Annotated in this window: 14 protein-coding genes; 8 read left to right on the forward strand and 6 right to left on the reverse strand. The window is 72.5% G+C overall.

The genetic code is table 11. From position 1 onward, the window contains the following. Window positions 1–49: 49 nt before the first annotated feature. Both IEZ07_RS26285 and IEZ07_RS26290 read left to right on the forward strand, forming a co-directional pair. Window positions 50–1,462 (forward strand): dihydrolipoyl dehydrogenase family protein, encoded by a 1,413-nt coding sequence (locus tag IEZ07_RS26285; RefSeq protein WP_191897197.1) that lies wholly within the window; start codon window positions 50–52, stop codon window positions 1,460–1,462. A 427-nt stretch (window positions 1,463–1,889) separates the two neighbouring features. After that, window positions 1,890–3,278 carry an MFS transporter gene (locus tag IEZ07_RS26290; protein WP_191897198.1) on the forward strand — a complete coding sequence of 463 codons (1,389 nt, stop codon included), beginning with the start codon at window positions 1,890–1,892 and terminating at the stop codon, window positions 3,276–3,278. Here the strand turns inward: IEZ07_RS26290 and IEZ07_RS26295 are convergent. The 3 genes from IEZ07_RS26295 to IEZ07_RS26305 form a co-directional block, all read right to left on the reverse strand. Then, on the reverse strand, window positions 3,180–5,189 hold the full coding sequence (locus tag IEZ07_RS26295; RefSeq protein WP_191897199.1) for a tetratricopeptide repeat protein: 2,010 nt from the start codon (window positions 5,187–5,189) through the stop codon (window positions 3,180–3,182). The genes IEZ07_RS26290 and IEZ07_RS26295 overlap by 99 nt on opposite strands. Further along, a complete protein-coding gene (locus IEZ07_RS26300; RefSeq protein ID WP_230881763.1) occupies window positions 5,186–6,076 on the reverse strand; it encodes an SIR2 family NAD-dependent protein deacylase in 891 nt (296 codons plus the stop codon). Before IEZ07_RS26300 ends, IEZ07_RS26295 begins: the two co-directional genes overlap by 4 nt. A 97-nt stretch (window positions 6,077–6,173) precedes the next feature. After that, window positions 6,174–6,362 (reverse strand): FxSxx-COOH-like cyclophane-containing RiPP peptide, encoded by a 189-nt coding sequence (locus IEZ07_RS26305; RefSeq protein ID WP_191897200.1) that lies wholly within the window; start codon window positions 6,360–6,362, stop codon window positions 6,174–6,176. A 187-nt stretch (window positions 6,363–6,549) separates the two neighbouring features. On the opposite strand from IEZ07_RS26305, the gene fxsT (IEZ07_RS26310) reads away from it, so the two are divergent. Beyond that, on the forward strand, window positions 6,550–9,108 hold the full coding sequence (fxsT, locus tag IEZ07_RS26310; RefSeq protein ID WP_301549353.1) for an FxSxx-COOH system tetratricopeptide repeat protein: 2,559 nt from the start codon (window positions 6,550–6,552) through the stop codon (window positions 9,106–9,108). Between the two features lie 13 nt (window positions 9,109–9,121). Here fxsT (IEZ07_RS26310) and IEZ07_RS26315 read toward each other — a convergent pair whose 3' ends face one another. Continuing rightward, window positions 9,122–10,450 carry an HEXXH motif domain-containing protein gene (locus tag IEZ07_RS26315; protein WP_191897202.1) on the reverse strand — a complete coding sequence of 443 codons (1,329 nt, stop codon included), beginning with the start codon at window positions 10,448–10,450 and terminating at the stop codon, window positions 9,122–9,124. Further along, window positions 10,447–11,631: an FxsB family cyclophane-forming radical SAM/SPASM peptide maturase gene (locus tag IEZ07_RS26320; RefSeq protein ID WP_239320625.1), complete on the reverse strand. Its 1,185-nt coding sequence runs from the start codon at window positions 11,629–11,631 to the stop codon at window positions 10,447–10,449. The genes IEZ07_RS26315 and IEZ07_RS26320 overlap by 4 nt, the downstream gene beginning before the upstream one ends. Window positions 11,632–11,876: 245 nt before the next feature. On the opposite strand from IEZ07_RS26320, the gene IEZ07_RS26325 reads away from it, so the two are divergent. Then, complete coding sequence (locus IEZ07_RS26325) at window positions 11,877–14,420, forward strand: FxsB family cyclophane-forming radical SAM/SPASM peptide maturase (protein WP_191897204.1); 2,544 nt, start codon at window positions 11,877–11,879, stop codon at window positions 14,418–14,420. Window positions 14,421–14,434: 14 nt separating this feature from the next. Here the strand turns inward: IEZ07_RS26325 and fxsT (IEZ07_RS26330) are convergent, their stop codons facing one another. Beyond that, window positions 14,435–16,900: an FxSxx-COOH system tetratricopeptide repeat protein gene (gene fxsT, locus IEZ07_RS26330; RefSeq protein WP_239320622.1), complete on the reverse strand. Its 2,466-nt coding sequence runs from the start codon at window positions 16,898–16,900 to the stop codon at window positions 14,435–14,437. Window positions 16,901–17,236: 336 nt separating this feature from the next. On the opposite strand from fxsT (IEZ07_RS26330), the gene fxsA reads away from it, so the two are divergent. The 4 genes from fxsA to IEZ07_RS26350 all read left to right on the forward strand — a co-directional run bounded on the left by fxsA (window position 17,237) and on the right by IEZ07_RS26350 (window position 21,255). Further along, window positions 17,237–17,413: an FxSxx-COOH cyclophane-containing RiPP peptide gene (gene fxsA, locus IEZ07_RS26335; protein WP_239320619.1), complete on the forward strand. Its 177-nt coding sequence runs from the start codon at window positions 17,237–17,239 to the stop codon at window positions 17,411–17,413. A 183-nt stretch (window positions 17,414–17,596) separates the two neighbouring features. Further along, window positions 17,597–18,358: an SIR2 family NAD-dependent protein deacylase gene (locus IEZ07_RS26340; RefSeq protein ID WP_191897206.1), complete on the forward strand. Its 762-nt coding sequence runs from the start codon at window positions 17,597–17,599 to the stop codon at window positions 18,356–18,358. 5 nt (window positions 18,359–18,363) lie between these two features. Next, window positions 18,364–20,349, forward strand: coding sequence for a tetratricopeptide repeat protein (locus IEZ07_RS26345; RefSeq protein WP_239320649.1), 1,986 nt, complete (start codon window positions 18,364–18,366; stop codon window positions 20,347–20,349). 147 nt (window positions 20,350–20,496) lie between these two features. Continuing rightward, complete coding sequence (locus IEZ07_RS26350; RefSeq protein ID WP_191897208.1) at window positions 20,497–21,255, forward strand: hypothetical protein; 759 nt, start codon at window positions 20,497–20,499, stop codon at window positions 21,253–21,255. Window positions 21,256–21,257 lie beyond the last annotated feature (2 nt).

Consider the following 21,257-nt stretch of genomic DNA (forward strand, 5'->3'; position numbering starts at 1 on the left):
GGCACGGTGACACGGGATCTCCGGCGCGCGTTCCCGACAGGAGGCAGTGGTGGCGGACGAGTTCGACGTGATCGTGATCGGTGCCGGGCCGGCCGGTGAGAACGTCGCGGACAGGGCCGTGCGGGGCGGGCTGAGCGCCGCGATCGTGGAGGAGAACCTGGCCGGCGGCGAGTGCTCCTACTGGGCGTGCATCCCCAGCAAGGCGCTGCTCCGCCCGGTCGAGCTGGCCGCCGAGGCCCGCCGGGTGCCGGGCCTGGACGTCGGCCCGATCGACGCCGCCGCCGTGCTGGCGCGCCGGGACGAGGCCGTCTCCCGCTACGACGACGCCGGTCAGGTCGAGTGGATCGAGGGCGTGCCGGCGGAGTTCGTCCGGGGGCGGGGACGGCTGGACGGCCCGCGGCGGGTCCGGGTGGACCTGCCCGACGGCACCTCGCGGTCGCTGACCGCCCGGCACGCGGTCGTACTGGCCACCGGGAGCCGCGCCGCGGTCCCGCCGGTGCCGGGCCTGGCCGAGGCCGCGCCGTGGACCAGCCACGAGGTCACCGCCGCCGGGGCGGTCCCGGAGCGGCTGGCCGTGATCGGCGGGGGCGTGGTCGCCTGCGAGATGGCGCAGGCCATGCACGGGCTCGGCGCGCTGGAGACCACGGTGCTGGTGCGCGGGGAACGGCTGCTGGAACGGCTGGAGCCGTTCGCCTCCGACCTGGTGGCCGAATCGTTCGCCGCCTCCGGCATCTCCGTGCGGACCCGCACGGAGGTGACCCGGGTGGAGCGGCCCGCGCCGGGCGGGCCGGTGACCGTGCACCTGTCGTCGGGCCCGCCGGTCGAGGCCGACGAGCTGCTGGTGGCCACCGGCCGCCGGCCCGCCGTCGCCGGCCTGGGCCTGGAGAGCGTGGGGCTGGCCGGTGACCGGCCCGTGGCCGTCGACGACAGCATGCGCGCCACCGGCGTCGACGGCGGCTGGCTGTACGCCGTGGGCGACGTCAACGGCCGCGACCTGCTCACCCACATGGGCAAGTACCAGGCCCGCGTCTGCGGTGACGTCATAGCCGCCCGGGCCAAGGGCGAGCCCGACGACCTGCCCGCGCTGCGGGACCTCGCAGGCGGCTACGGCGCGCCGCAGGTGGTCTTCACCGACCCGCAGGTCTGCGCGGTCGGCCGGACCGAGGCCCGCGCCCGCGAGGAGGGCTTCCCGGTCCGCGCGGTCGAGTACGACCTGGGCGCGGTGAGCGGCGCCTACCTGCTCGGGGACGGTTACCGGGGCCGGGCCAAGGCCGTGGTGGACACCGAGCGGCGGGTGCTGCTGGGCGTCACCTTCGCCGGCCCCGGCGCGGCCGAGCTGCTGCACGCCGCCACGATCGCGGTCACCGCCGAGGTGCCGCTGGAGCGGCTCTGGCACGCGGTGCCGTCGTTCCCGACGGTCAGCGAGATCTGGCTGCGCCTGCTGGAGGCCTACGGCCTGTGACCTCCCGGCCGGTACGGCACGCCGCTCCCCTCTCCGAGGAGCGCCGGAGCGAGGGGAGCCGGCCGACGGCGTCGCAGAGGACCGCGACCAGCGCTATGCTGCTGCCGCGGACGACCCAGGGTGATCATCGGGGCACGGGTTCCCCCTGGTAGTCGGCTGCCCAAAAAGCCACCATTTTCCCTCCGGCAACGAGGGTCGCTGCAGCTCTCCCCTCCGTTCTTCACGATGGGCTGTTCCCGACGACGCTGGCAGGAGCAGAGGGGACGAACGGATCGTGGGAGCGGAGCCTGGGGTGCCCCCGGCGGCTCCGGACGCCCCGCGATCCGATGATCCCGGCCCTCGGGAGGAGACTCCGCCGTCCTCCGGCGGGTCCCGCGGGGCGGGGACCCGGTCGCGCTGGGACCTCATCCGCATCTGCGCGGGTTCGATGTCCTCGACCGTGGGGTTCCGGACCCTCGGGGTCACCTACCCGCTGCTGGCCCTGTCCCTGACGAAGTCGCCGGTGCACGTCGGCTGGGCCGGTTTCGCCCTGACCCTTCCGACCCTGCTCTTCTACGTCCCGGCGGGTCTCCTCGTCGACCGGATGACCGCACGCGCCGTCATGGCGGCCACCGAGGCGGCTCGCCTGCTGGCGGTGGCGAGCGTGTTCCTGGCCGTGCTCTTCGAGGGCGTCACCCTCCCCCACCTGCTGGCGGCGGCCTTCGTGGAGGGGACCTTCTGGGTCGTCTACTCGCTGGCGGAGACCGCTCTGATCCGATCCGCGGTACCCCGGGCGAGTCTCGTCGGCATGCTGGCCACGAGTGAGACGAGCTCCCACGTCGCGGTGATGGCGGCCAGGCCCGTGGGAGGGTTCCTGTTCGGGCTCGGCCACTGCGTGCCGTTCGTGATGAACACGATCCTCTTCCTCGCCTCGCTCACCGCCGTTCTCACCCTGCCGGGCGGCGGGGAGCGCCATGTCCTGCGGACTGCGCCCCCCGGCGGTGGGAAGACGTCGTTCCTCCAGGAGATGACGGCCGGCGTCGGGGAGCTCAGGAGCCATCGCTTCCTCCGCAACGCCATGGCGCTGACCACGGTCACGAACCTGATGATCAATATGTTGATCATCGTCTTCGTCGCCGGTTCGGTGACCCAATCCCCCCTGGAGGTCGGCCTGGTCCTCGCGGCCAGCGGCCTGGGCGGTGTGCTCGGGTCGGCTCTGGCGCCTCCGCTGCGGCGCCTGCTCCGGCATCCGCTGCTGGAGCCGCGCCTGGCGCCGCTCGGGCCTCCCCGGGAGATCCTGCTCTTCGCCCACATGTGGATATGGGCGTTCGCCCTCCTCATCCCGGTCGTGGGCGAGTCTCCCGGTTTCTTCGGCGCCGCGCTGTTCCTGATGGGGTGTGCCGGAGCGCTCAGCAACATGTCCGTCAGGGCCTTCGAGATCGATCGGGTCGCCGAGGGCAAGCTCGCCCGGGTGGTCAGCGTGCACCGGCTCACCACCCACGGGGCCGTGTGCCTGGCGGCGCCGCTCGGCGGGTTCCTCGTCTCCGCGGTGGGGGTGCCGGCGGCGACGAGGAGCCTGTTCCTCGTCATGTCCGGCATCACCCTGTCCGTGGCCGTTGCGGTCCCGCTCCGGAGGGTCCTCCGGAGCGGGACCCCCGCCGGTCCGCCCGTCTCCGGCCGGATCCGCCGACGGCCGGAGGACCTCGGCCCGCCCGTCCCGGAACCGGCCTGCCGCCGGTCAGACCTGTTCCGCCAGGCGGTCCGCCTCTGCGGTCAGGTGCGGAGGAAGCCGCGGAGCCACCGCGGTCTTCGCACGCCGAGCCAGACCGGCCGCTGAGGGTGCGTCACCGGCCAGCTCCCTGACCCTGGCCGCGTACAGCAGGACGGGGCCGTGGTCGCCTGCTTCGGCCAGTACGGCCGTGATCTCCCGCTCCGCCTCGGCGGCCCGCCCTTCGGAGGCGAGCGCGAGGGCGTACGCCGCCCGGGTGGACGGCCACTGCAGCGGCCGGACCCGTTCGAGGTCGTGCAGGGCCTCCGCCGTCCGGCCGAGGTCGGCCAGGATCTCGCCCCGCGCCCGCAGCGCCTCCGCGGCGTCCCCCTCCCGGGCGAGGGCGTCGTTGAGGACGTCCCGCGCCGCGTCGGGGTGCCCGCCGTACCACAGGGCCCAGGCGAGTTCGGTCTGGATGGCGGTGTCGCCGGGGACGCGCCGGATCGCGGAGTACAGCTCCTGCACCGCGACCGCGGGCCGCCCCTGCGCCAGCCGGAGCCGCCCGATCCCGGCGAGCAGCCGGCCCACCGCGGTGGTCGCGCCCAGCGTCTCGAACAGGACCGCGGCCGTGCGGTAGTGCGCGACCGCCTTCTCGAAGTCCTCACGCCGGTGCGCGACGTTGCCGAGGAAGGATTCGATCTCCGCGCGGAGCCACGTGTCGTCCCCGCACCTGCTCAGCGCCTCCTCCGCCTGTTTCGCGGCCAGTCCGAACTCGCCGTCGCGGAAGGCGAGCTCGGCGGCGCGCAGGTACTCGTCCGGGGTGGCCCGGCTCTCGACCGGCTCGGCGGCGCGGCCGTGCTGGAGGATGGGCTGGATGAGCCGCTCGTGCGAGAGCTCGCACCAGCGCGCGCCCGCCCGGAGGTCCTCCCGCAGGATGTGGCGCTCCACCAGCGCCCTGACCACGCGGTTCGGCTCCCCTGCCGTGAGGGTCTCGCCCTGGTAGACGATCTCGCGCTTGCCCTGCTCCGTGATGAAGTTGCGGTGCAGCCAGGTCCGCAGGCGATCGGTGTCCCCGTCGAGGTGATCGCGGGACACCTCGGCGATCATCCGTTCGAAGAAGCCGGTGAGCGACCGGTCGGCGTCGGCGAAGCGGCGCACGTGCTCGGCGGTGATGACCCGCACGTCGGCGGGGAGGGAGCGCCACATGGTGGAGCAGACGACCTGGAGCTGGACCGGCTCGACCACCTTCGCGTCGGCCACGACCTCCTCCCCGAGCGCCTTTCCCACCCGGATCCTGCGCAGGTCCTCCACCAGCCCTTCGGCGGCTCCCGGGGCGAAGGACCGGCCGGTGCCCTCCAGCGGACCCTCCGTCGCCCGCACCGCAGCGGCCGTGTCGAGCGCGGCCAGGGGGAACCGGCCCCGGGGCATGCCTGCCAGTTTGGGCTCGTGGGGAAGGATCGCCGCCAGGTAGTCCTCGCGGATCGACACGAGCAGGCGCAGGTGCGGATCCGCGTCCAGTGCCTCCACGAGCTGGTCGATGAACCATTCCCGGTACGGCTGGCGGTGGGCGAGGTCGCCGAACAGCTCCTCCGCCTGGTCGATCGCCGCCAGGGTCAGCACGGGATCTCCGTACGGATCCTGGCGCGGCGGTCTGCGCCGCAGGAACCCGCGGAGCGTCAGGCCGGCCAGCCTGGTGGGCGTCTCCTCCGGCGACCAGGACGACAGCAGGGCGAAGACGTGCGGGTTGTGCTGCGAGAGCGCGGCCGAGGGGAAGGGGGAGCCGTGCGACACGCGGCCGATCGGCAGGATGTCGACCGTGGTCGGATCCATCAGCGGGAGCACGCCTGCCTGGATGAGCGAGGTCTTGCCCACCCCCGAAGGGCCGTAGAGGATGGTCAGCCTGTTGGCCTGCCAGAGGTCCGCGATCTCGTGCGACTCCCTGGCCCGCCCGAAGAAGCGGGCGCTGTCCTCCCGCCGGAACGCCCGCAGCCCGACGTACGGTTCGGCCGCCGGCGCCGGGCGGGCATCGTTCGGGTTCACGGCATCGACCCCATCCGCCGCCGCAGCTCCATGCAGAACTCCTCGGCGGTCCCCCAGAAGATGGAGATCCGCCAGTCCTCGTAGTATCGGGCCAGTTGCCGCTGCACGTCCTTCACGTCCGCCTTGCTGGTGTCGAGCGAGGGGGCGAGCTGCACGCTGATGTGCCTGCGCCGGTTGATGCCGGGAACCGCCCTCAGCAGCCCGCGGAACAGGACGCGGAACGTCCAGTCCTGCAGGCTGTAGCCGATGAACAGCAGGGGCCGCCGGGTCAGCGCCGCGAGGATCGAGGTGGGCAGCATCCGCTGGCTGCCCGCGACGCCCTCAGCCGCGAGGCTGGTGAGGAACTCCAGGTAGTCGTCCTCGGCCAGCACGATCGACGTCGGGTCCTGCAGGTTTCCGTGAAGGTGGTAGATGAGCGGCGTGTCCGGCTGGGGGTTCCACCCGGCCTCGTTGCTGAACAGCTTCTCGGCGTAGGCGATGTCCTTGTTCCACGGGCAGACGGCCACGTTCGGGCGTTTCCCCACCGCTTTAAGAGAGCGGAAGATGAAATCGTCGTAGTTGGTCGTCAAATATACCGGGAGGGGGAACTCCGCCAGCAGCCCGTGGGGTTCCAGCGGATGCAGGAAATCCGGGGGATCCGCCGCGTCCAGCTCGTCGCAGACCAGTCTCTTGACATGCACGGCGTCGCCGTATTTGATCGCCCCGAACTGCGCCACCCGGGGGAGGTCGTGGTCGTCTCCGTAGGGATATCCCCAGCGGCGCGCCATTTCCCGGCTGAGCGCCGTTCCCGTCGGCAGGGTCCCCACGCACGCCCCCGAACCCAGGAACGGCGTGCAGTCCCCGCTTCTCAGCTGGTAGATCAGGCGCTCCCATTCGGCGTCACCCATGTCGTACACGCACGGCACCACCTCGTCGACCGCCGGCCCGGCGGATCACGGGCCGATGCCGTACGACTCTATTGGCCCGGTCAATGCCCGGCAGGGGTCATGCCGCTCCGGACTGGGCCTTGATGGAGGCCGAGAATCCCGCCAGCGGAGGCCGGTCGTCCAGGAGGAGCGACCGCAGCATCCTGTTCAGGCCGTCGTTTCCGATTCCCCGGACGTCTTCCAGGGAAATTCCGTCGAGATCGATGAGAACCGCCGCGGCTTCGGAGCCCGCCTCGCCCTCGCGCATAAGCACTCCTCCACTTTCCCGGTCCATCCCGGAGTTACGGCCGGCCCGGAAACAGCGCGGCCGCCCTGCCCTCCGATCGCCCGGGACCTTGATACCGGTGTTCAAATCATTCTGGGATACCCCACCCCGTGAATCAACCTTTAGGATGACCACAGGATTGTTTCGGCTCACAGGGTGGAGGCCTCAGGTGGCGGAGCTTTCTCACACGGTGAACGCGGTGCCCGAGCGATCGCCTGAGGTCTGGGAGAAGGTGCCGCCGCGCAACAGGAACTTCACCGGCCGCGAGGAGCTCCTCACCCGGCTACGCCGGGGCATCAGCACCGTGACCGCCGTCGTCCCCCAGCCTCAGGCGCTCCAGGGCCTGGGCGGCGTCGGCAAGACCCATCTGGCCATCGAGTACGCCTGGCGCTACCGGTCCCACTACGACCTGGTCTGGTGGATCCCCGCCGACCAGCGCGTCCTGGTGCCGTCGGCGCTGGCCATGATGGCGCCCCACCTCGGCCTGCCCAGCGCCGCGACCACCGGTGTCGAGGAGGCGGCCGAGGCGGTGCGCCGGGCGCTGCAGAGCGGCGAGCCGTACCGCCGCTGGCTGCTGATCTTCGACAACGCCGAGGACCCCGCCAGGATCGAGGAGTTCATCCCGCTCGGGCCCGGGCACGTGCTGATCACTTCGCGCAACCCCGACTGGGAGGACCGTTTCGAGACGCTCCAGGTCGACGTGTTCGAGCGCGAGGAGAGCGTGGAGTTCCTCCGCAGGCGGCTGCGGCGGGAGATCTCGGACCAGGACGCCTCCCGGCTCGCGGAGAAGCTCGGCGACCTGCCGCTCGCGCTGGAGCAGGCCGGGGCGCTCCAGTACGAGACCGGCATGTCGGTCGACGAGTACATCGAGCAGCTCGAGGAGCAGGCCGGCCGGCTGCTCGGCGCGAACAAGGCGTCGGGCTACCCCCTGTCGATGACGGCCGCCTGGCAGGTCTCGGTCTCCATGCTGCAGGACCGGCTCCCCGAGGCGGTCAGGATCCTGCGGTGCTGCGCGTTCTTCGGCCCCGAGCCCATCCCCCGTGACATCTTCCGCCGGGGCGGCAGGACCATCGGCCGCGGCACCGGGGAGAAGGCCGATCCGCTGCTGAGCGCGATCCTGTCCGACCCCATCATGCTGACCAAGGCCCTGAGCGAGCTGCGGCGTTTCGCCCTCGCCAGGATCGAGCCCGAGACACGCACCATCCAGGTCCACCGCCTCGTTCAGGCGCTCCTGCGCGACGGCCTGTCCGGTGAGGAGCAGCGGACGGCGCGGCGGGAGGTCCACCTGCTGCTGGCCGGCGGCGCACCGGCCGATCCGGACGACAGCGCGAGATGGCGCCTGTTCGAGGAACTGGTGGGCCACGTCGCCCCTTCGGAGCTCGCCGAGAGCACCGAGCCCGTCGTGCGCAGGTTCGCCCTGAACATCGTCCGCTACCTGTACCAGGCGGGCAACTACCAGTCGGCCCTCACCTTCTCGGAGGACTTCATCGGCAGGTGGTCCGAGAACAGCGGGCCCCGGCACCCGGACGTGCTGGTCGCGCGCAAGCACCTGGGCAACGTGCTGCGCGGGCTCGGCCGGTACGCCGAGGACTACGAGCTCGGCAGGGAGACCCTGGAGCTCATGCGCGAGGTCCTCGGGCCGCAGCATCCGGAGACACTGTCGATGACCAACACCTTCGGCGCCGCCCTGCGCGCCCGGGGGGAGTTCATGAGGGCCCGCGAGCTCGACGAGGAGTCCCGGCAGGCCCACGAGCAGGCCTTGGGGCCGGCCCACCCGTCCACTCTGCGCGTGATGAACAACCTCGCCCTCGACTACGGCCTCACCAGCGACTACATGCTCGCTCGGAGGCTGCAGCAGGAGACCTACCTGGAGCAGAGCGACGCTACCCAGGGGATCAGCAAGTCCTCCCTCCTGCTGTCGTGGAACGGCCTGGCCCGCGTCGTGCGGCTCTGCGGAGACTACGCCGAGGCGTGCGACCTGGGTGACGAGGCGCACGCCTACGGGGTGCAGGAACTGGGCCCCGACCATCCCGTCACCCTGCTCACCGCCAAGGACCTGTCCATCGCCCGGCGCCGGGCCGGCGACCTCGCCGAGGCGCTGGACATGGCGCGCGACGCGCACGCGCGGTTCCAGCGGCTCTTCGGCGACGAGCACCCCGACACCATGGCCGCGGCGGTCAACCTCTCCAACGTCCTGCGCACGACCGGTGAGCTCGACGAGGCGTTCGCCGTCGCGCATGAGACCGTGCTCCGCTATCCCCGGGTCTACGGCGAGGACCACCCGTACACCCAGGCCTGCCGGAGCAACCTCGCGATCCTGTACCGGCTGCGCGGGGACGCCGAGACCGCCCGGGCCGTCGACGAGGCGGCCCTGGAGAGGCTGACCGCCACGGTCGGCCGGACGCACAACTACTCACTGGCCTGCGCCGTCAACCTCGCGACGGACCTCGCGCTGCTGGGTGAGACCGCCGGGGCGCGGGAGCTCGGTGAGGACACCCTCGGACGACTCCACGCGCTCTTCGGCGAGGAGCACTACCTCTCGCTGCTGTGCGCCGCCAACCTCTCGCTCGACCTGCGGGCCGCCGGCGCGGAGAAGGAGGCGGAGCGGCTCCGGACCGAGACCCTGGAGCGCTACGAGCACAGCCCGCTGTCGTCGGTCCAGCCCGACATCCTGGCGGCGGTCGCCGGCCTGCGCATCGACACCGACTTCGACCCGCCGCCGATCTGACCGGGCACCGCGGTCAGGTGTTCCGCCTGGTCCACTCCTCGCGGTGCCGGTCGGCCTCGCGGTGCGCCTGCGCCGCCGCCGCGGGGTCCACCGGTTGGGCGAGGAGCCGCTCCAGCGTTCCCCTCATCACGGCGACGAACTCCTGCCCCTGCTCGGTCAGGCACCCGCTGGCTTGGAGCGTGCCGGTGACGAGGTGGGCGCCCTCCCGCCAGCGCGCGAACTCCACCTGGGCCCGGAAGCCCGCCTCCCCGCTCTCGAACCGCCGCTGCCGCTGCCAGAACCCCGCCACGCCGAGGTAGGCGTAGGCGCCCTGCAGCAGCCCGTAGACCGGCCGCGGGTCGGGCCGCCAGGGCGCGTAGTGGCGCTGCCCGTCGTCCGGCAGCGTGAGGTCGACCATGTCGGTCAGGGCGGTCAGCTTGGCGTGCTGGACCTCGTGGGCGAAGGTCTCCGCGAATCCGAGCCCGTGGCGGGGCTCCGAGAGCGCCATCGTCCCGAACGTCTCCCGGGACGTCGCGCTGTTCTGGCCGGAGGCGGGCGCCTGGATCGGGGTGAGGACGCGGGTCGCGGCGGCGACCTCCTCGGCGACGGTGCCGTGGTGGGCCGTCAGGATGCGCCAGGCGTCCCGCAGGCACGACTGCCACCAGCGGCGCCGCTCCGCGCTCAGCCTCGGCTCGACGACGTCGGCCACCGCCCACCGGTACGGGTCCAGGTCGTCGACGACCAGGCTGAGTCCCGGCCGCACCGCCAGCCGGTGCAGCGCCTGCCAGCCCGGTCCGTCCCGGAGGGGGTCGGCCCGGACCGTGAACCGGCCGAAGCGGAGTTCGGCTCCGTCGCCGTCCCCGGTGCCGCCGGTACCGGTGCCGTCCGGCCGCACGGCGACGTCGGCCACCTCCCCGAGCCCGGCGGGCAGGGTGAGCAGGCCCAGGGACGGCAGCATGACGTCCCTGCCCGCGACGGGAAGCCGGAGCTCGCACGCGGTCTGCGATCCGATCGCGGCCGACAGCGCCAGCGCGCCCAGCCTCCCGGGATCCTCCTCACCGGTCCGCCGGCTCAGCGACCGGTAGGTCCGCCACGCCCACGCCCCCGCCGCCGGGTGGAGCAGCACCCGCCCGACCCGGTCCGCCGCGCGGTTCTCCATGTCCGACAGGAGCCCGTAGGCCTCGGCCGCCAGTTCGGCATGGGGGTGCCGGGCCGCCGCCGCCTCCTCGACGACCCCGCGCAGCAGCAGCAGGTTCTTCAGGCGCTGCGCCGCCGCCAGTTCGCGCACGGCTGCGGCCCCGCCCCCTCCCGCCGCCAGTTCCGCCAGGGCCGTCCCGGAGAGCGGCCGGGTGAAGAGTCTCATCTGCTTCCCTTCAGCAGGGCGACGTCCCGGGCAAGTGTGGCGTGGATGTGGGTGATGAGCCGGTAGAGGTCGGGACAGTAGACCGAGGGCGCGAGGAACCCGGTGCCGGTGTTGTAGCGGTGCGCGTAGAGCCCGCCGCCGCAGACCCGGGCGAGGTCGCATTCGAGGCAGGTCTTCGCCAGAGCGAGCTCGCCGATCTGGCGGGCCGCTATGGCCGGGTGGGCGAGCACCTCGTCGAAGGAGTTCCGCAGGACGTGCATGCGGGTCGCGGTGGCGCCGTGGTAGCTGGACTTGAGGATGTCCGACTGCTCGATGCTGCCGTCCGTCTCGACGACTGCCATCCGCACCGGTGAGAGCCCGACCGTCTCGGTCCGCGAGGGCCGTCCGGTCAGCAGCCGCATGATCTCGGTGAACAGCCGGATCTCCGTCTCCTCGGCGGGGGCGCCGTACCAGCGGTCGAAGATCGGGATCAGCCAGTCGGCGTACGGCGTGGCGGCCGACTCCGGATCGCGGAAGGGCGGCGGCGCCGACCAGTTGCCGTGCGGGAGCAGGAAGTCGACGGCGGGCGGATCGAAGGCGAGCAACGCCTCGTAGGTGGCCACGGGGTCGTTCCGGACGTCGATCGTGCAGAGCAGGCCGCTGAAGAGGTGGTGGAAGCGGCCGAAGGCGAGCCCTCGGAGGGAGCGGGAGACCGCCTCGTGGCTCCCCCGCCCCCCGGCGAAGCGCCGGTGGCGGTCGTGGGCCTCCTCGTCGCCGTCCAGGCTCACGCCCACCCGGATCTCCAGGGCGTCGAACAGCCGCAGGAAGGCCTCGTCGAGCCGCACCCCGTTGGTCTGCACCGCGATGTGGGCCCGCGTCCCGACGTCGGCGGCCGCCGCTCTGATCACGTGCACGGCGTGGGAGATGAACTCCGATCCGGCCAGGAGCGGCTCCCCGCCGTGCAGGATCACCTCCACCTCGGCGAGGTCGTGGTCCAGCGCGTGCTCGGCGATGCGCAGCGCCGCGCGGTCGGCGATCGCCTCCGACATGCGGCGCGGCTGGGCCTTCCACGACTGGTCCGCCATCTCGTACATGTAGCAGTACGCGCAGGCCAGGTCGCAGCGACTGTGGATCTTCAGGATGAACTGCTGGAAGGCCGACGGCCGCCATCCCGAAGCCAGCAATCCGTCCACGTCGAGCATTGCTGGAAACATGTTTTCGGGTGGCAGATTTTCGGTTTTGGGTTCTTTTGGCAACCGCGGCACACCTCTCTTGCGCCATTTACCATTTCGCCTGACTTCTGATCGATAGTCAAGATTTCAATCCGCGGGCGCCGGAATCGTTACGGAGCGCGCACCCGCCGCCGACCGATTTCCCCCTGCGATACGGATGTCGTTCCCCTATCCTGCGCTACGTAATGTGGTCTCAACTCGGAGGCTGATCAGCGGTGCACGAGTGGCCGTCGACCCTCGACGTCGGGGAACTGATGGCCGGAGGCTGGCGGCCGACTCCGTTCCGGCAGTTCATCCTGAAGATCCACAGCCGCTGCGACCTGGCCTGCGCGTACTGCTACATGTACGAGATGGCCGACACCAGCTGGCGCGGCCGCCCGAAGCGGATGGCGCCGGAGACCTTCGCCGCCACGGCCGCGCGGATCGCAGAGCACACCCGCGCCCACGGTCTCGGTGAGATCGAGGTCGTCCTGCACGGCGGCGAGCCCCTGCTCGCCGGGCGGGAGGCCATCCGCGACCTCGTCACCCGGATCCGCTCCGCGGTCGGCGGCGGCACGCACGTCCGGGTCACGCTGCAGACCAACGCCACCCTGCTCGACCACGGCTACCTCGACCTCTTCGACGAACTGGACGTACGCGTCGGGGTCAGCCTCGACGGCGACGAGGCGATGCACGACCGCAGCCGCCGGCGCGCGAACGGGCAGGGCAGCCACGCCGCGGTCGTGAAGGCCCTCGGCCTGCTCACCTCACCCGCCTACCGGCACCTCTTCGGCGGCCTGCTGTGCACCGTCGACCTCAGGAACGATCCGCTGGGCGCCTACGAGGCGCTTCTGGAGTTCGACCCGCCCGCCGTCGACTTCCTGCTCCCGCACGGCAACTGGTCGGCTCCTCCTCCGGGCCGCGATCCGCGGACGAGTGCCACGCCGTACGCCGACTGGTTGATCCCGGTCTTCGACCGCTGGTACCGCTCCCCCCGGCAGCCCACCCGGATCCGGCTGTTCGGTGAGATCATCCATCTCCTCCTCGGCGGCGCGTCGGCGAGCGAGGCGGTGGGCCTGTCCCCCGCGGCCATGGTGGTGGTGGAGACCGACGGCGGCATCGAGCAGTCCGACTTCCTGAAGTCGGCCTACCAGGGGGCGCCCGAGACCGGACTGCACGTGGCGCGGGACTCCTTCGACGACGTCCTGCTCCTGCCCGCCGTCGCGGCCCGCCAGATCGGCGAGCTGGCCCTGTCCGCCGCCTGCCGCCGCTGTCCCGTCGGCCGGGTCTGCGGCGGCGGGCTGTACGCCCACCGCTACCGGGAGGGCCACGGGTTCGCCAACCCCTCGGTCTACTGTCCCGACCTCCTCCGCCTCATCGAGCACGTCAAGCACACCGTCGAAGCCGACCTGTCGGCACGGATCCGAGCACACCGTCGAGGCCGACCCGTCGGCACGGACCAAGGAACGCCCATGAAACTGCGCGAGCACCGCATCCCGGCCAAGATGTTCTCGGAGCTGGCCGCGGGCGGCGGCGGTGCCGGCGCGGTCGCCCAGCTCGCCGCCGCCCAGCGCAGCAAGCACGTGCTCCTCGTCCGCGGCGTGATGGAGACGGCGCGGGTCACCGGCCATCCGCAGGCCGCCCTCGCCCGCCGTGCCTACGACCTGCTCGCCGTCATCCAGCGTGACCACCCCGGCGCCGTCGACGCGGTCCTGCGCCATCCGTCGGTGGGCGCCTGGTCCCGGCACACGGTCATGGCGCTCAGGGCCGGGGACGACCGGGCGACGCCGGCGCAGCTCGCGGCTCTCGCGGCCGCCGCGGCGATCCGGTCCGGCACGGTCTGCGAGATCGACGTGCCCGCGGCGGAGGGCGTGGTCACCCTGCCCTCACTGGGGCAGGCGGTCCTGTCCCCCACCGTCTCGGAGGCGACGGTCCAGTGCTTCGCCGACGGCGCGGACATCATGGGCGGCAACCTCGCCGTGCGGGTCCCCCGCGACCCGGGGTCGGACGCCCCCGCCTGGAGGGGGCTGCGCAGCCTGTCGGCGGAGTCGGACGGCGCGCCGTTCCGCGTCGTCGTCGACGATCTCGACCCCTACCGCATGCCGGGTACGGCGAACATGGGCGGGCGGCTCACCCCCGCCGAGGCTGGGCGCTGGCAGGCGGGCCTGGACGGGGCGTGGAGCCTGCTCGTGCGCCACCACCGGGCCGTCGCCGAGGAGGTGGGCACCGCCATCTCGGTGCTCACCCCCCTGGCGGCTCCGCCCCAGGGGCAGTCGAGCGCCTCCTCCCGGGAGACCTTCGGCTGCGTGGCGCTGTCCACCCCGCCGGACGCCATCACGTTCGCGGTCACCCTCACCCACGAGACGCAGCACGCCAAGCTCTCGGCCCTGCTCGACATCGTGCCCCTGACCGAGCCCGACGACGGCTCCCGCCACTACGCCCCCTGGCGGCCGGACCCCCGTCCCGTCCCGGGTCTGCTGCAGGGGGCCTACGCCTACGTGGGGGTGACCGGCTTCTGGCGGCGCCAGCGCCGCCTCGAGAGCGGTGCGGCCGCGCTGGAGGCCGGAGCGGAGTTCTCCCGGTGGTGCGAGGCCGCGCGCCTGGTCACCGCGACCCTGCTTAGCAGCGGGAGGCTGACCCCACCTGGAGAGGTCTTCGTCTCCACGATGGCGCGGCGCCTCGACCGGTGGTCGCGGGAACCGGTTCCGGCCGGAGCCCGCGCGCTCGGCCGCGAGCGCGCGGACCGGCACCGGGCCCTCTGGCTCGAGCGCAACGGCTGACCCCCGGCCGGCGGTCAGAGGGCGGGCGGGTCGAAGTCGAAGTCGAGCCGCTCGCCCGCCCTCGCGACCCGCACGTCGGGGTGGTCCTCGCCCAGCACCCTGCGGTAGCGGTCGAAGGTGTCCGCCGCCAGGGCGCCAGCCTCCCCCTCCTCCCCCGCGGCGCGCAGGTCCACCACCAGGTTCGCCGCCGAGGCCAGCGTCAGCGGGTGGTCCTCACCCAGGAGGTTGCGCAGCCTGCCGAGCGTGTCCGCGCCGAACACCCTGGCCTCCTCCCCGTCCCCCAGGGTCGCCAGGTCGCTGACCAGGTTGATGGCGCAGGTGAGCGAGTAGTGGTGGTCACGGCCGAGCCGGCGGTCGAGGCCCTCGAGGGACTCCCGGTCGAGTCGGCAGGCCTCCTCGACGTCGCCGTTGACCCGCAGCAACAGGGCGCGGTTCATGTCGCAGCCGTACCTGAAGGGGTGGTTCTCCCCGAAGATCCGCGGGTAGCGGCGGGCGGTGTCCCGCAGCAGCTCCAGCGCCTCGACGGTCCCTCCCATCGCGCGCAGCGTGTTGGCCATGCATAGGGCGGCCGCGAGCGTGTCGGGATGGTCGCGGCCGAAGACGCGCTCCACCCTCTCGAACGTCCGCTGCGCGATCTCGAAGGCCTCCTCGATGAGCCCGGCCCGGCGTTTGGCGATGGACAGGTCCTTGGCCGTTCGCAGGGTCCAGGGGTGGTCGGCGCCCAGTGCCTGGACCCCGAACTCGTAGGCGTCCTCTCCGAGGTCGCAGGCCTCGAAGTACTCGCCCCGGAGCCGCACGATCCGGGCCAGGCCGTTCCACGAGCTGAGCTCCTCGACCTTGCTGGAGTTCGGGCTGCGCCGCTGCTCGGTGAACGCCTCGTTCTGCAGGTCGAAGGCGCGCTCGTAGTCGCCGACCAGCAGGTAGTCGACGGCGAGGTTGTTCAGCGCCCGCAGCGTCCGGGAGCTCTTCGGGCCGAACTTCTCCCGGTGCCGGTGCAGGGACTCCCGGTCATGCTCGAGCGCGGCGGTGAAGTCGCCCCGCGTCCGGAAGTCGGCACCGTGGCTGTTGGTGAGCAGCAGGGTCTCCTCGTGCTCCGGTCCGAGGGACGTCCTCATCAACTGGAGGGTCCTCTGGTTGAGCGCGAAGGCCTCCGCGTAGTCGCCGAGCTCGCGCAGGACGATGCCGAGGTGCCGCTGCGCGGAGAGCACCCAGGGATCGGACTCCCCCGTGGCCCGCCATTCCTCCAGGAACTCCTGCGCGAGGTCGCGGGCCGACGGGTAGTCGCCGGAGGAGTAGAGGTAGCGCACGGTGTCGAGGGCGAAGCGCCGCACGGCGGGGTCCGCCGCCGTCTTCACCTGCGCGGGAGTCACGTGGCCGAGCAGTTCGGCGTAGAGGGGCCAGTTCTCGGTGTCGTCGGGGCGGTCGGGCGCGGCCGCGGCGAGCAGCAGGTGCACCTCCTCCCGGAATCCCTGCCGGTTCTCCTCACCCACGTCCTCGCGCAGGAGCGCCTGGACCAGGCGGTGCACCTGGATGGTCCGGCTGCCCGAGTCGATGCGCACGAGGGCGTAGCGGCCCAGTTCACGGATCGCCTTGCTCAGCAGGATCGGGTTGGCCAGCAGCCTGCCCAGCCGCGACCGGGCCGTCCTCTCCTCGTCGAGCCTGCCGAACACGTCCCGGGGGATGGGCTCGGGCCCGAAGAAGGCGCAGCACCGCAGCAGCTCCACTGCCTCGGGCATCTTCGCCTCGAGCTGCGAGACCGACAGCGCCCAGGCGGCGGTCATGGAGAGCGGGTAGTCGGACGGCTTGTTGGCGTCGAGCAGTTGGGTCGTCTGCTCCTTCAGCAGCCGGAGGTACTCCTCCACCGACATGCCCGTCTCCGCGTGCAGGGCCCCCGCCTGCTCCAGCGCCAGGGGCAGGTCGCCGAGCTCCTGTGCCAGCCGGCTCGCGTCCTGGGGGTTGATGCCCTTGAGCACCCGCTTGCGCAGGAACTCGATGCTCTCCGTCCGGCTGAAGACGTCGACGGGAATGGTATCGACGACCCCCTGCCAGGCGTGGTTGCGCGAAGTGATCAGGACGTGTCCCGGGCCGCGCGGGACGATGTCGTTGATGTCCTCCGGCTGCTCGGCGTTGTCGAAGATGAGCAGCCACTTGGCGTACGGCTCGCCGCGGCGCAGCGCGTCCAGCACCGCCGCCGACGCGTCCTCGATGCCCGCCGCGCTGGAGGGCGGCAGGCCGAGGTGCGGCGCGAGGCCGGCCAGCGAGGAGCGCACCAGCATCGGCTGGTCCGCCGGGATCCACCAGACCAGGTCGTACTCGTGCCGGTAGCGGTAGGCGTACTCGATCGCGACGTGGGTCTTGCCGACGCCGCCGAAGCCGTGCAGGGCGTGCGGAACCACCGCCGTCACATCGGAGGTGACGCTGTCGTGCAGTTTGTCGAGCAGTTCACCGCGTCCGGTGAAGTTCTTATTCCTCTGTGGCACTTTGCCCCACACCAGAGGCTGACGTCCCAATGCTCCAGGGATATCCGAACCTGCAGAAATCGACATACCACAGCCTCCGCTCGCCCGGCCTGAGACCAGCCTAGGGATTCAGTCGGCGCAGATGCATACACGCCGAAGTCAGCGTCCCATGGCCGGCGCCCCGGTGCGAGGCCGTCCATACGGAACCATCGATCCCGCCAGGCCGTAAACAGCCTCCGCCCCGCGTTAGAAACGGCCGTCGGGCATGGAAGGATATGGATGTCACGGGAAGCGCGGACGGGCACGGACGCGCACCGGACCGTCATTGGCACCAGTACGTTGATGCAAGGAGTCCGCGTGAGCGAAGAAGTTGCCGACAGCACAACCGAGTACGGCGCCGGCCTGATCGACGTGAGCGGACTCGACCTCCACGATCTCGACGAGATGGGCGAATCCAGTCTTGACCACGCATTGCGGCTCCTAGCCGACGATGAGAACACCGGACCGGTGGCGGGATTCCAGTCGTCCATATAAAAGATCTTGACTTCGGCGCCATCTTTGTGGGACATAAAATGTCACAGGGGGTCTTTTCCCAACACTCAGGGCGGCGCAGTGGACGATGCGGACTGGCAACGGCTGATAAACCAGCTCCGCAGGGGTGACTGCACGCCCTTCCTCGGCGCCGGTGCCTGCCGGACCCTTCCCACCGGCACCGCATTGAGCCGCGAATACGCCGCCCGTTACGGTTATCCTTTCGCCGACGCGCACAATCTCGCCCGCGTGATGCAGTACGTCGAGGCGGTGGTGCGCGATCCGGTGGACCTCAAGGACGAGGTCTGCCGGCTCCTCCAGTCGCACGGGCGTCCGCTCCCCGGCGACCCCACCGATCCGCACGCACTGCTGGCCGGGTTCCCGCTCAGGGTGTTCCTCACCACCAACTACGACAACTTCCTGCACGAGGCGCTGCGGGCCGCGGGCAAGGAGCCGCGCAGCGCCGTCTCCCCCTGGTGGGACGCCAACCCGGCCGACGTCCCCGCGCTGCCGGAGCCCACGGCCGAGCGGCCCCTCGTCTACCACCTGCACGGGACCTGGTCGCATCCCGCCTCGCTGGTGCTGACCGAGGCCGACTACCTGTCCTACCTCGTGAACATGGTGGACGCCTCCGCGGGCGACGGCAGGCATCCGCTCCCCACGCCCGTCCTGGAGGCGATGACCCACCGGCCGCTGCTTTTCATCGGCTACAGCCTGCAGGACTGGACGTTCCGGGTGCTCTTCCACGGCCTGGCCCGGAGCACCCCGCGCAGCAACAAGCGCCGGCACGTGAGCGTGCAGCTGATGCCCGAGGTCAACGACTCGGCGGGCGACGCGGTGGACAAGGCCAAGCGCTACCTCGTCCACTACCTCAACGGCTGGAACATCTCGATCTTCCTCGGCACCGCGGCGGAGTTCTGCGAGGAGCTCCGCCGGAGAATGGGGTGAGCGCCATGGAGACCGCGGCACGCGGAGACGGCGGAGCGGCCGGGCCGTACGTGGGCCTGCGTCCCTACCGCAAGAGCGAGCACGATCTGTTCTTCGGCCGGGAGCGGGAGGCCCGCGAGATCGCCACCATCTGGCAGGCGACCGGGCTCACCGTGCTGTACGGCACGTCCGGCGTCGGCAAGACCTCCCTGCTCCACGCGGGGGTGCTGCCCCGTATCGAGGCCGAGCGCGCCGACGTGCTGCCGGTCGCGCGTGTCTCGCCGCGCGGGATCGCCGCACCGCCCGCGCGGGCCGGGGCGGGCCTGCACGTCCTGGCGCTGCTGTCGGCCTGGGCACCGGACGAGCCGCTGTCGGCGCTCGCCGGGCTGACGGTCGCGGAGTTCCTGGCCCGGCGCCCGGAGCGGCACGACCGGTACGGCGACCCGGTGCCGGTGCTGGTCGCCGTCGACCAGGCCGAGGAGCTGTTCAGCGGCCCCGCTCACCAGGAGGCCGACCGGACCGAGCTCCTGGCCCAGCTGGCACAGGCGGTGGAGGAGCACGACGGCCTCCATCTGCTGCTGTCGTTGCGCGAGGAACACCTGGCCGCCGTACTGCCCCACGAGCGGCCGCTCGGCCGCGGTTCGCGGGCCCGGTTCCACCTGCGGCCGCTCGCCCGCGCCACCGCGCTCGACGCGGTGACCGGGCCGCTGGAGGGCACCGGCCGCGGCTTCGCCCCCGGCGCCGCGGAGCTGCTCGTCGACGACCTGCGCACCGTCGAGGTCTCCGACGCCGAGGGCCGGGCGACCACGCTGGCGTTGGAGTCGGTCGAACCGGTCCAGCTCCAGGTCGTCTGCTCCGCGCTGTGGGATGCGCTGCCCCCGGACCTCAGCGAGATCACCGTGGAGCACGTGCGCCTGCACGCCGACGTCGACCGGTTCCTGACCGGTTTCTGCCGGCGCGCGCTCGCCCGGGTCGCGGCCGAGCACGGCATCCCGGCCACGGAGATCCAGTTCTGGCTGCGCAACGCCTTCATCACCGAGCACGGCACGCGCAACACGGTCTACGAGGGGCTCCACGAGACGGCGGGCATGCCGAACGCCGTGGCCAGGGCCCTGGAGGACCAGCACCTCCTCAAGGGGGAGCACCGGCTCGGCATCCGCTGGTACGAGCTGCAGCACGACCGGCTGATCGCCACCGTGCGCCGGTCGGAGCGGCCCGCCACCTATCTGGCGGACGCGCGGGCCGCGCTGGCCGGGCGGCGCTGGGAGACGGCGCAGCGCCTGGCGGAGGAGGCGCTGCGCGCCTCGGAGTTCGGCGAGGCGTGGGTGCGCGCCGAGGCCCAGGAGATCCTGGGGGCGGCCGAGGCGGCGCGCGGGGAGACGGAGAGCGCCCGGCGCCGCTTCGAGGAGGCGGCGGAGACCTTCGCCAGCCTCCAGCAGTTCGACGGGGTGGCCCGGGTGCTGACCGGGAGCGGGCGGCTCCGGCTGGCGGAGGGCGATCACGCCGGGGCCGTGGAGCTGTTCAAGGGGGCCCTCACCTGGGCGCCCAACGACCTGCCCGCCCGGCTGGCCCTGGGGCAGGCGCTGTGGCACGCGGGGCAGCCGCGCGCCGCGCTCGCCTGCCTCAACGGGGCCGTGGCGCTGGCGGCGCGGCCCCCGGCCGACGCGCTGGCCCTGCGCGGGGCGATCCACGCCGACCTCGGCAGGCCGGCCGAGGCCCTGCGCGACCTGGACCGGGTCCGCCGGGACCAGCAGCCGGACACGGTGGCCGCCCGCGCGCTGGCCCTGGCCCTGCAGGGGCGTTTCGACGCCGCCGAGCAGGAGATGCTGGACGCGGTCGCCGCCGAGTCCGGCAGCGGACCGGCGCTGCTGCGGGCGGCGCGCGTGCACGCCCTGCTCGGCCGGAGGTCGAGCTCGGCCGCGCTGGCCGCCCGCGCGCTGACCGCCCGCGTCCCCGGTCTCCCGCCCCATCTGCGGCGGCAGGCCGAGGAAGTGCTGCGGGCGTCGGCCTGACCCCGGCCCTCCCCGCGGGCGGGCGCCGGCCCGTCACACGGTCCGCGGCCTCCCGCGCTCTCCCGGCGGAGCGGGCGCGGACGTCACGGGATCCGCACGATCCCTGAGCGGCCCGCTGCGATCCGGATGCGGGGGTAGGTGGGGGGCATGACATCTTCCTCGCCTGATCAGAGCGGCCCTGTCCCCTCGCTGTTCCGCCGGGTGGCGGCGCTGCGCGGCGGCCGCGCGGTGCACACCCGCGGGCGGTTCTTCCACGCCGCCTTCCGCGTCCTCGGCCGCACCGACCCCTACCTCGGCATCCCCGTGCTCGACGAGCCCGGCGAGCGGGAGGTCCTGGTACGGCTCTCCAAGGGGGCCTCTCTGCCCGGCGCCCTGCCCGACGTGCTCGGCCTGGCCGTCCGGCTCCCCTGCGACCAGGCGCCCGGCGGCGACCTCGACCTGCTGCTGGCCACGATGGGCTGGCCCCGGTGGCTGCCCTTCCCGAGCGCGGGGTTCGGCTCCGGGGTCTTCTCCACACTGATCCCCTACCGGCACGCGGCCGGGCGGATCCGGTTCCTGGCCGTGGCGGCCGACCGGGGCCGCGCCCGCTCCGCCGACCCCGACGAGATCGCGGAGTCGGTCGCGGCGGCCCCGCTGGACTTCGTCCTCGGCGTCGAGGGCTACCGGCGGCCGTTCGCGCGGCTGAGCCTGCACACCGTGCTCCCGGACGGGGAGTTCGCCGCCTTCGACCCGATGCTGAACCGCCATCCGGCGCTGAGTTTCCCCAGGTCGTTCCTGCGGGTGCGCGAGGCGGCCTACGCCGGTTCGCGGCGGGGGCGCGCCCGGGCCGGGGAACGGACCGGGCAACGGGCCGGGGAGGCGGGGGCGGGCCCCCGCCCGGACCGTTCCGGCCTTACCATTGCCTGACC

The sequence above is a fragment of the Planomonospora parontospora genome (assembly GCA_014647935.1).
Classification (GTDB): domain Bacteria; phylum Actinomycetota; class Actinomycetes; order Streptosporangiales; family Streptosporangiaceae; genus Planomonospora; species Planomonospora parontospora.

Excerpts from the sequence above, each read along its gene's own strand:
- IEZ07_RS26300 (WP_230881763.1), bottom strand. The coding sequence starts at position 6,076 with ATGGGTGACGCCGAATGGGAGCGCCTGATCTACCAGCTGAGAAGCGGG.
- IEZ07_RS26290 (WP_191897198.1), top strand. The coding sequence starts at position 1,890 with ATGTCCTCGACCGTGGGGTTCCGGACCCTCGGGGTCACCTACCCGCTG.
- IEZ07_RS26315 (WP_191897202.1), bottom strand. The coding sequence starts at position 10,450 with ATGAGACTCTTCACCCGGCCGCTCTCCGGGACGGCCCTGGCGGAACTG.
- IEZ07_RS26350 (WP_191897208.1), top strand. The coding sequence starts at position 20,497 with ATGACATCTTCCTCGCCTGATCAGAGCGGCCCTGTCCCCTCGCTGTTC.
- IEZ07_RS26305 (WP_191897200.1), bottom strand. The coding sequence starts at position 6,362 with ATGCGCGAGGGCGAGGCGGGCTCCGAAGCCGCGGCGGTTCTCATCGAT.
- IEZ07_RS26320 (WP_239320625.1), bottom strand. The coding sequence starts at position 11,631 with ATGCTCGACGTGGACGGATTGCTGGCTTCGGGATGGCGGCCGTCGGCC.
- IEZ07_RS26345 (WP_239320649.1), top strand. The coding sequence starts at position 18,364 with ATGGAGACCGCGGCACGCGGAGACGGCGGAGCGGCCGGGCCGTACGTG.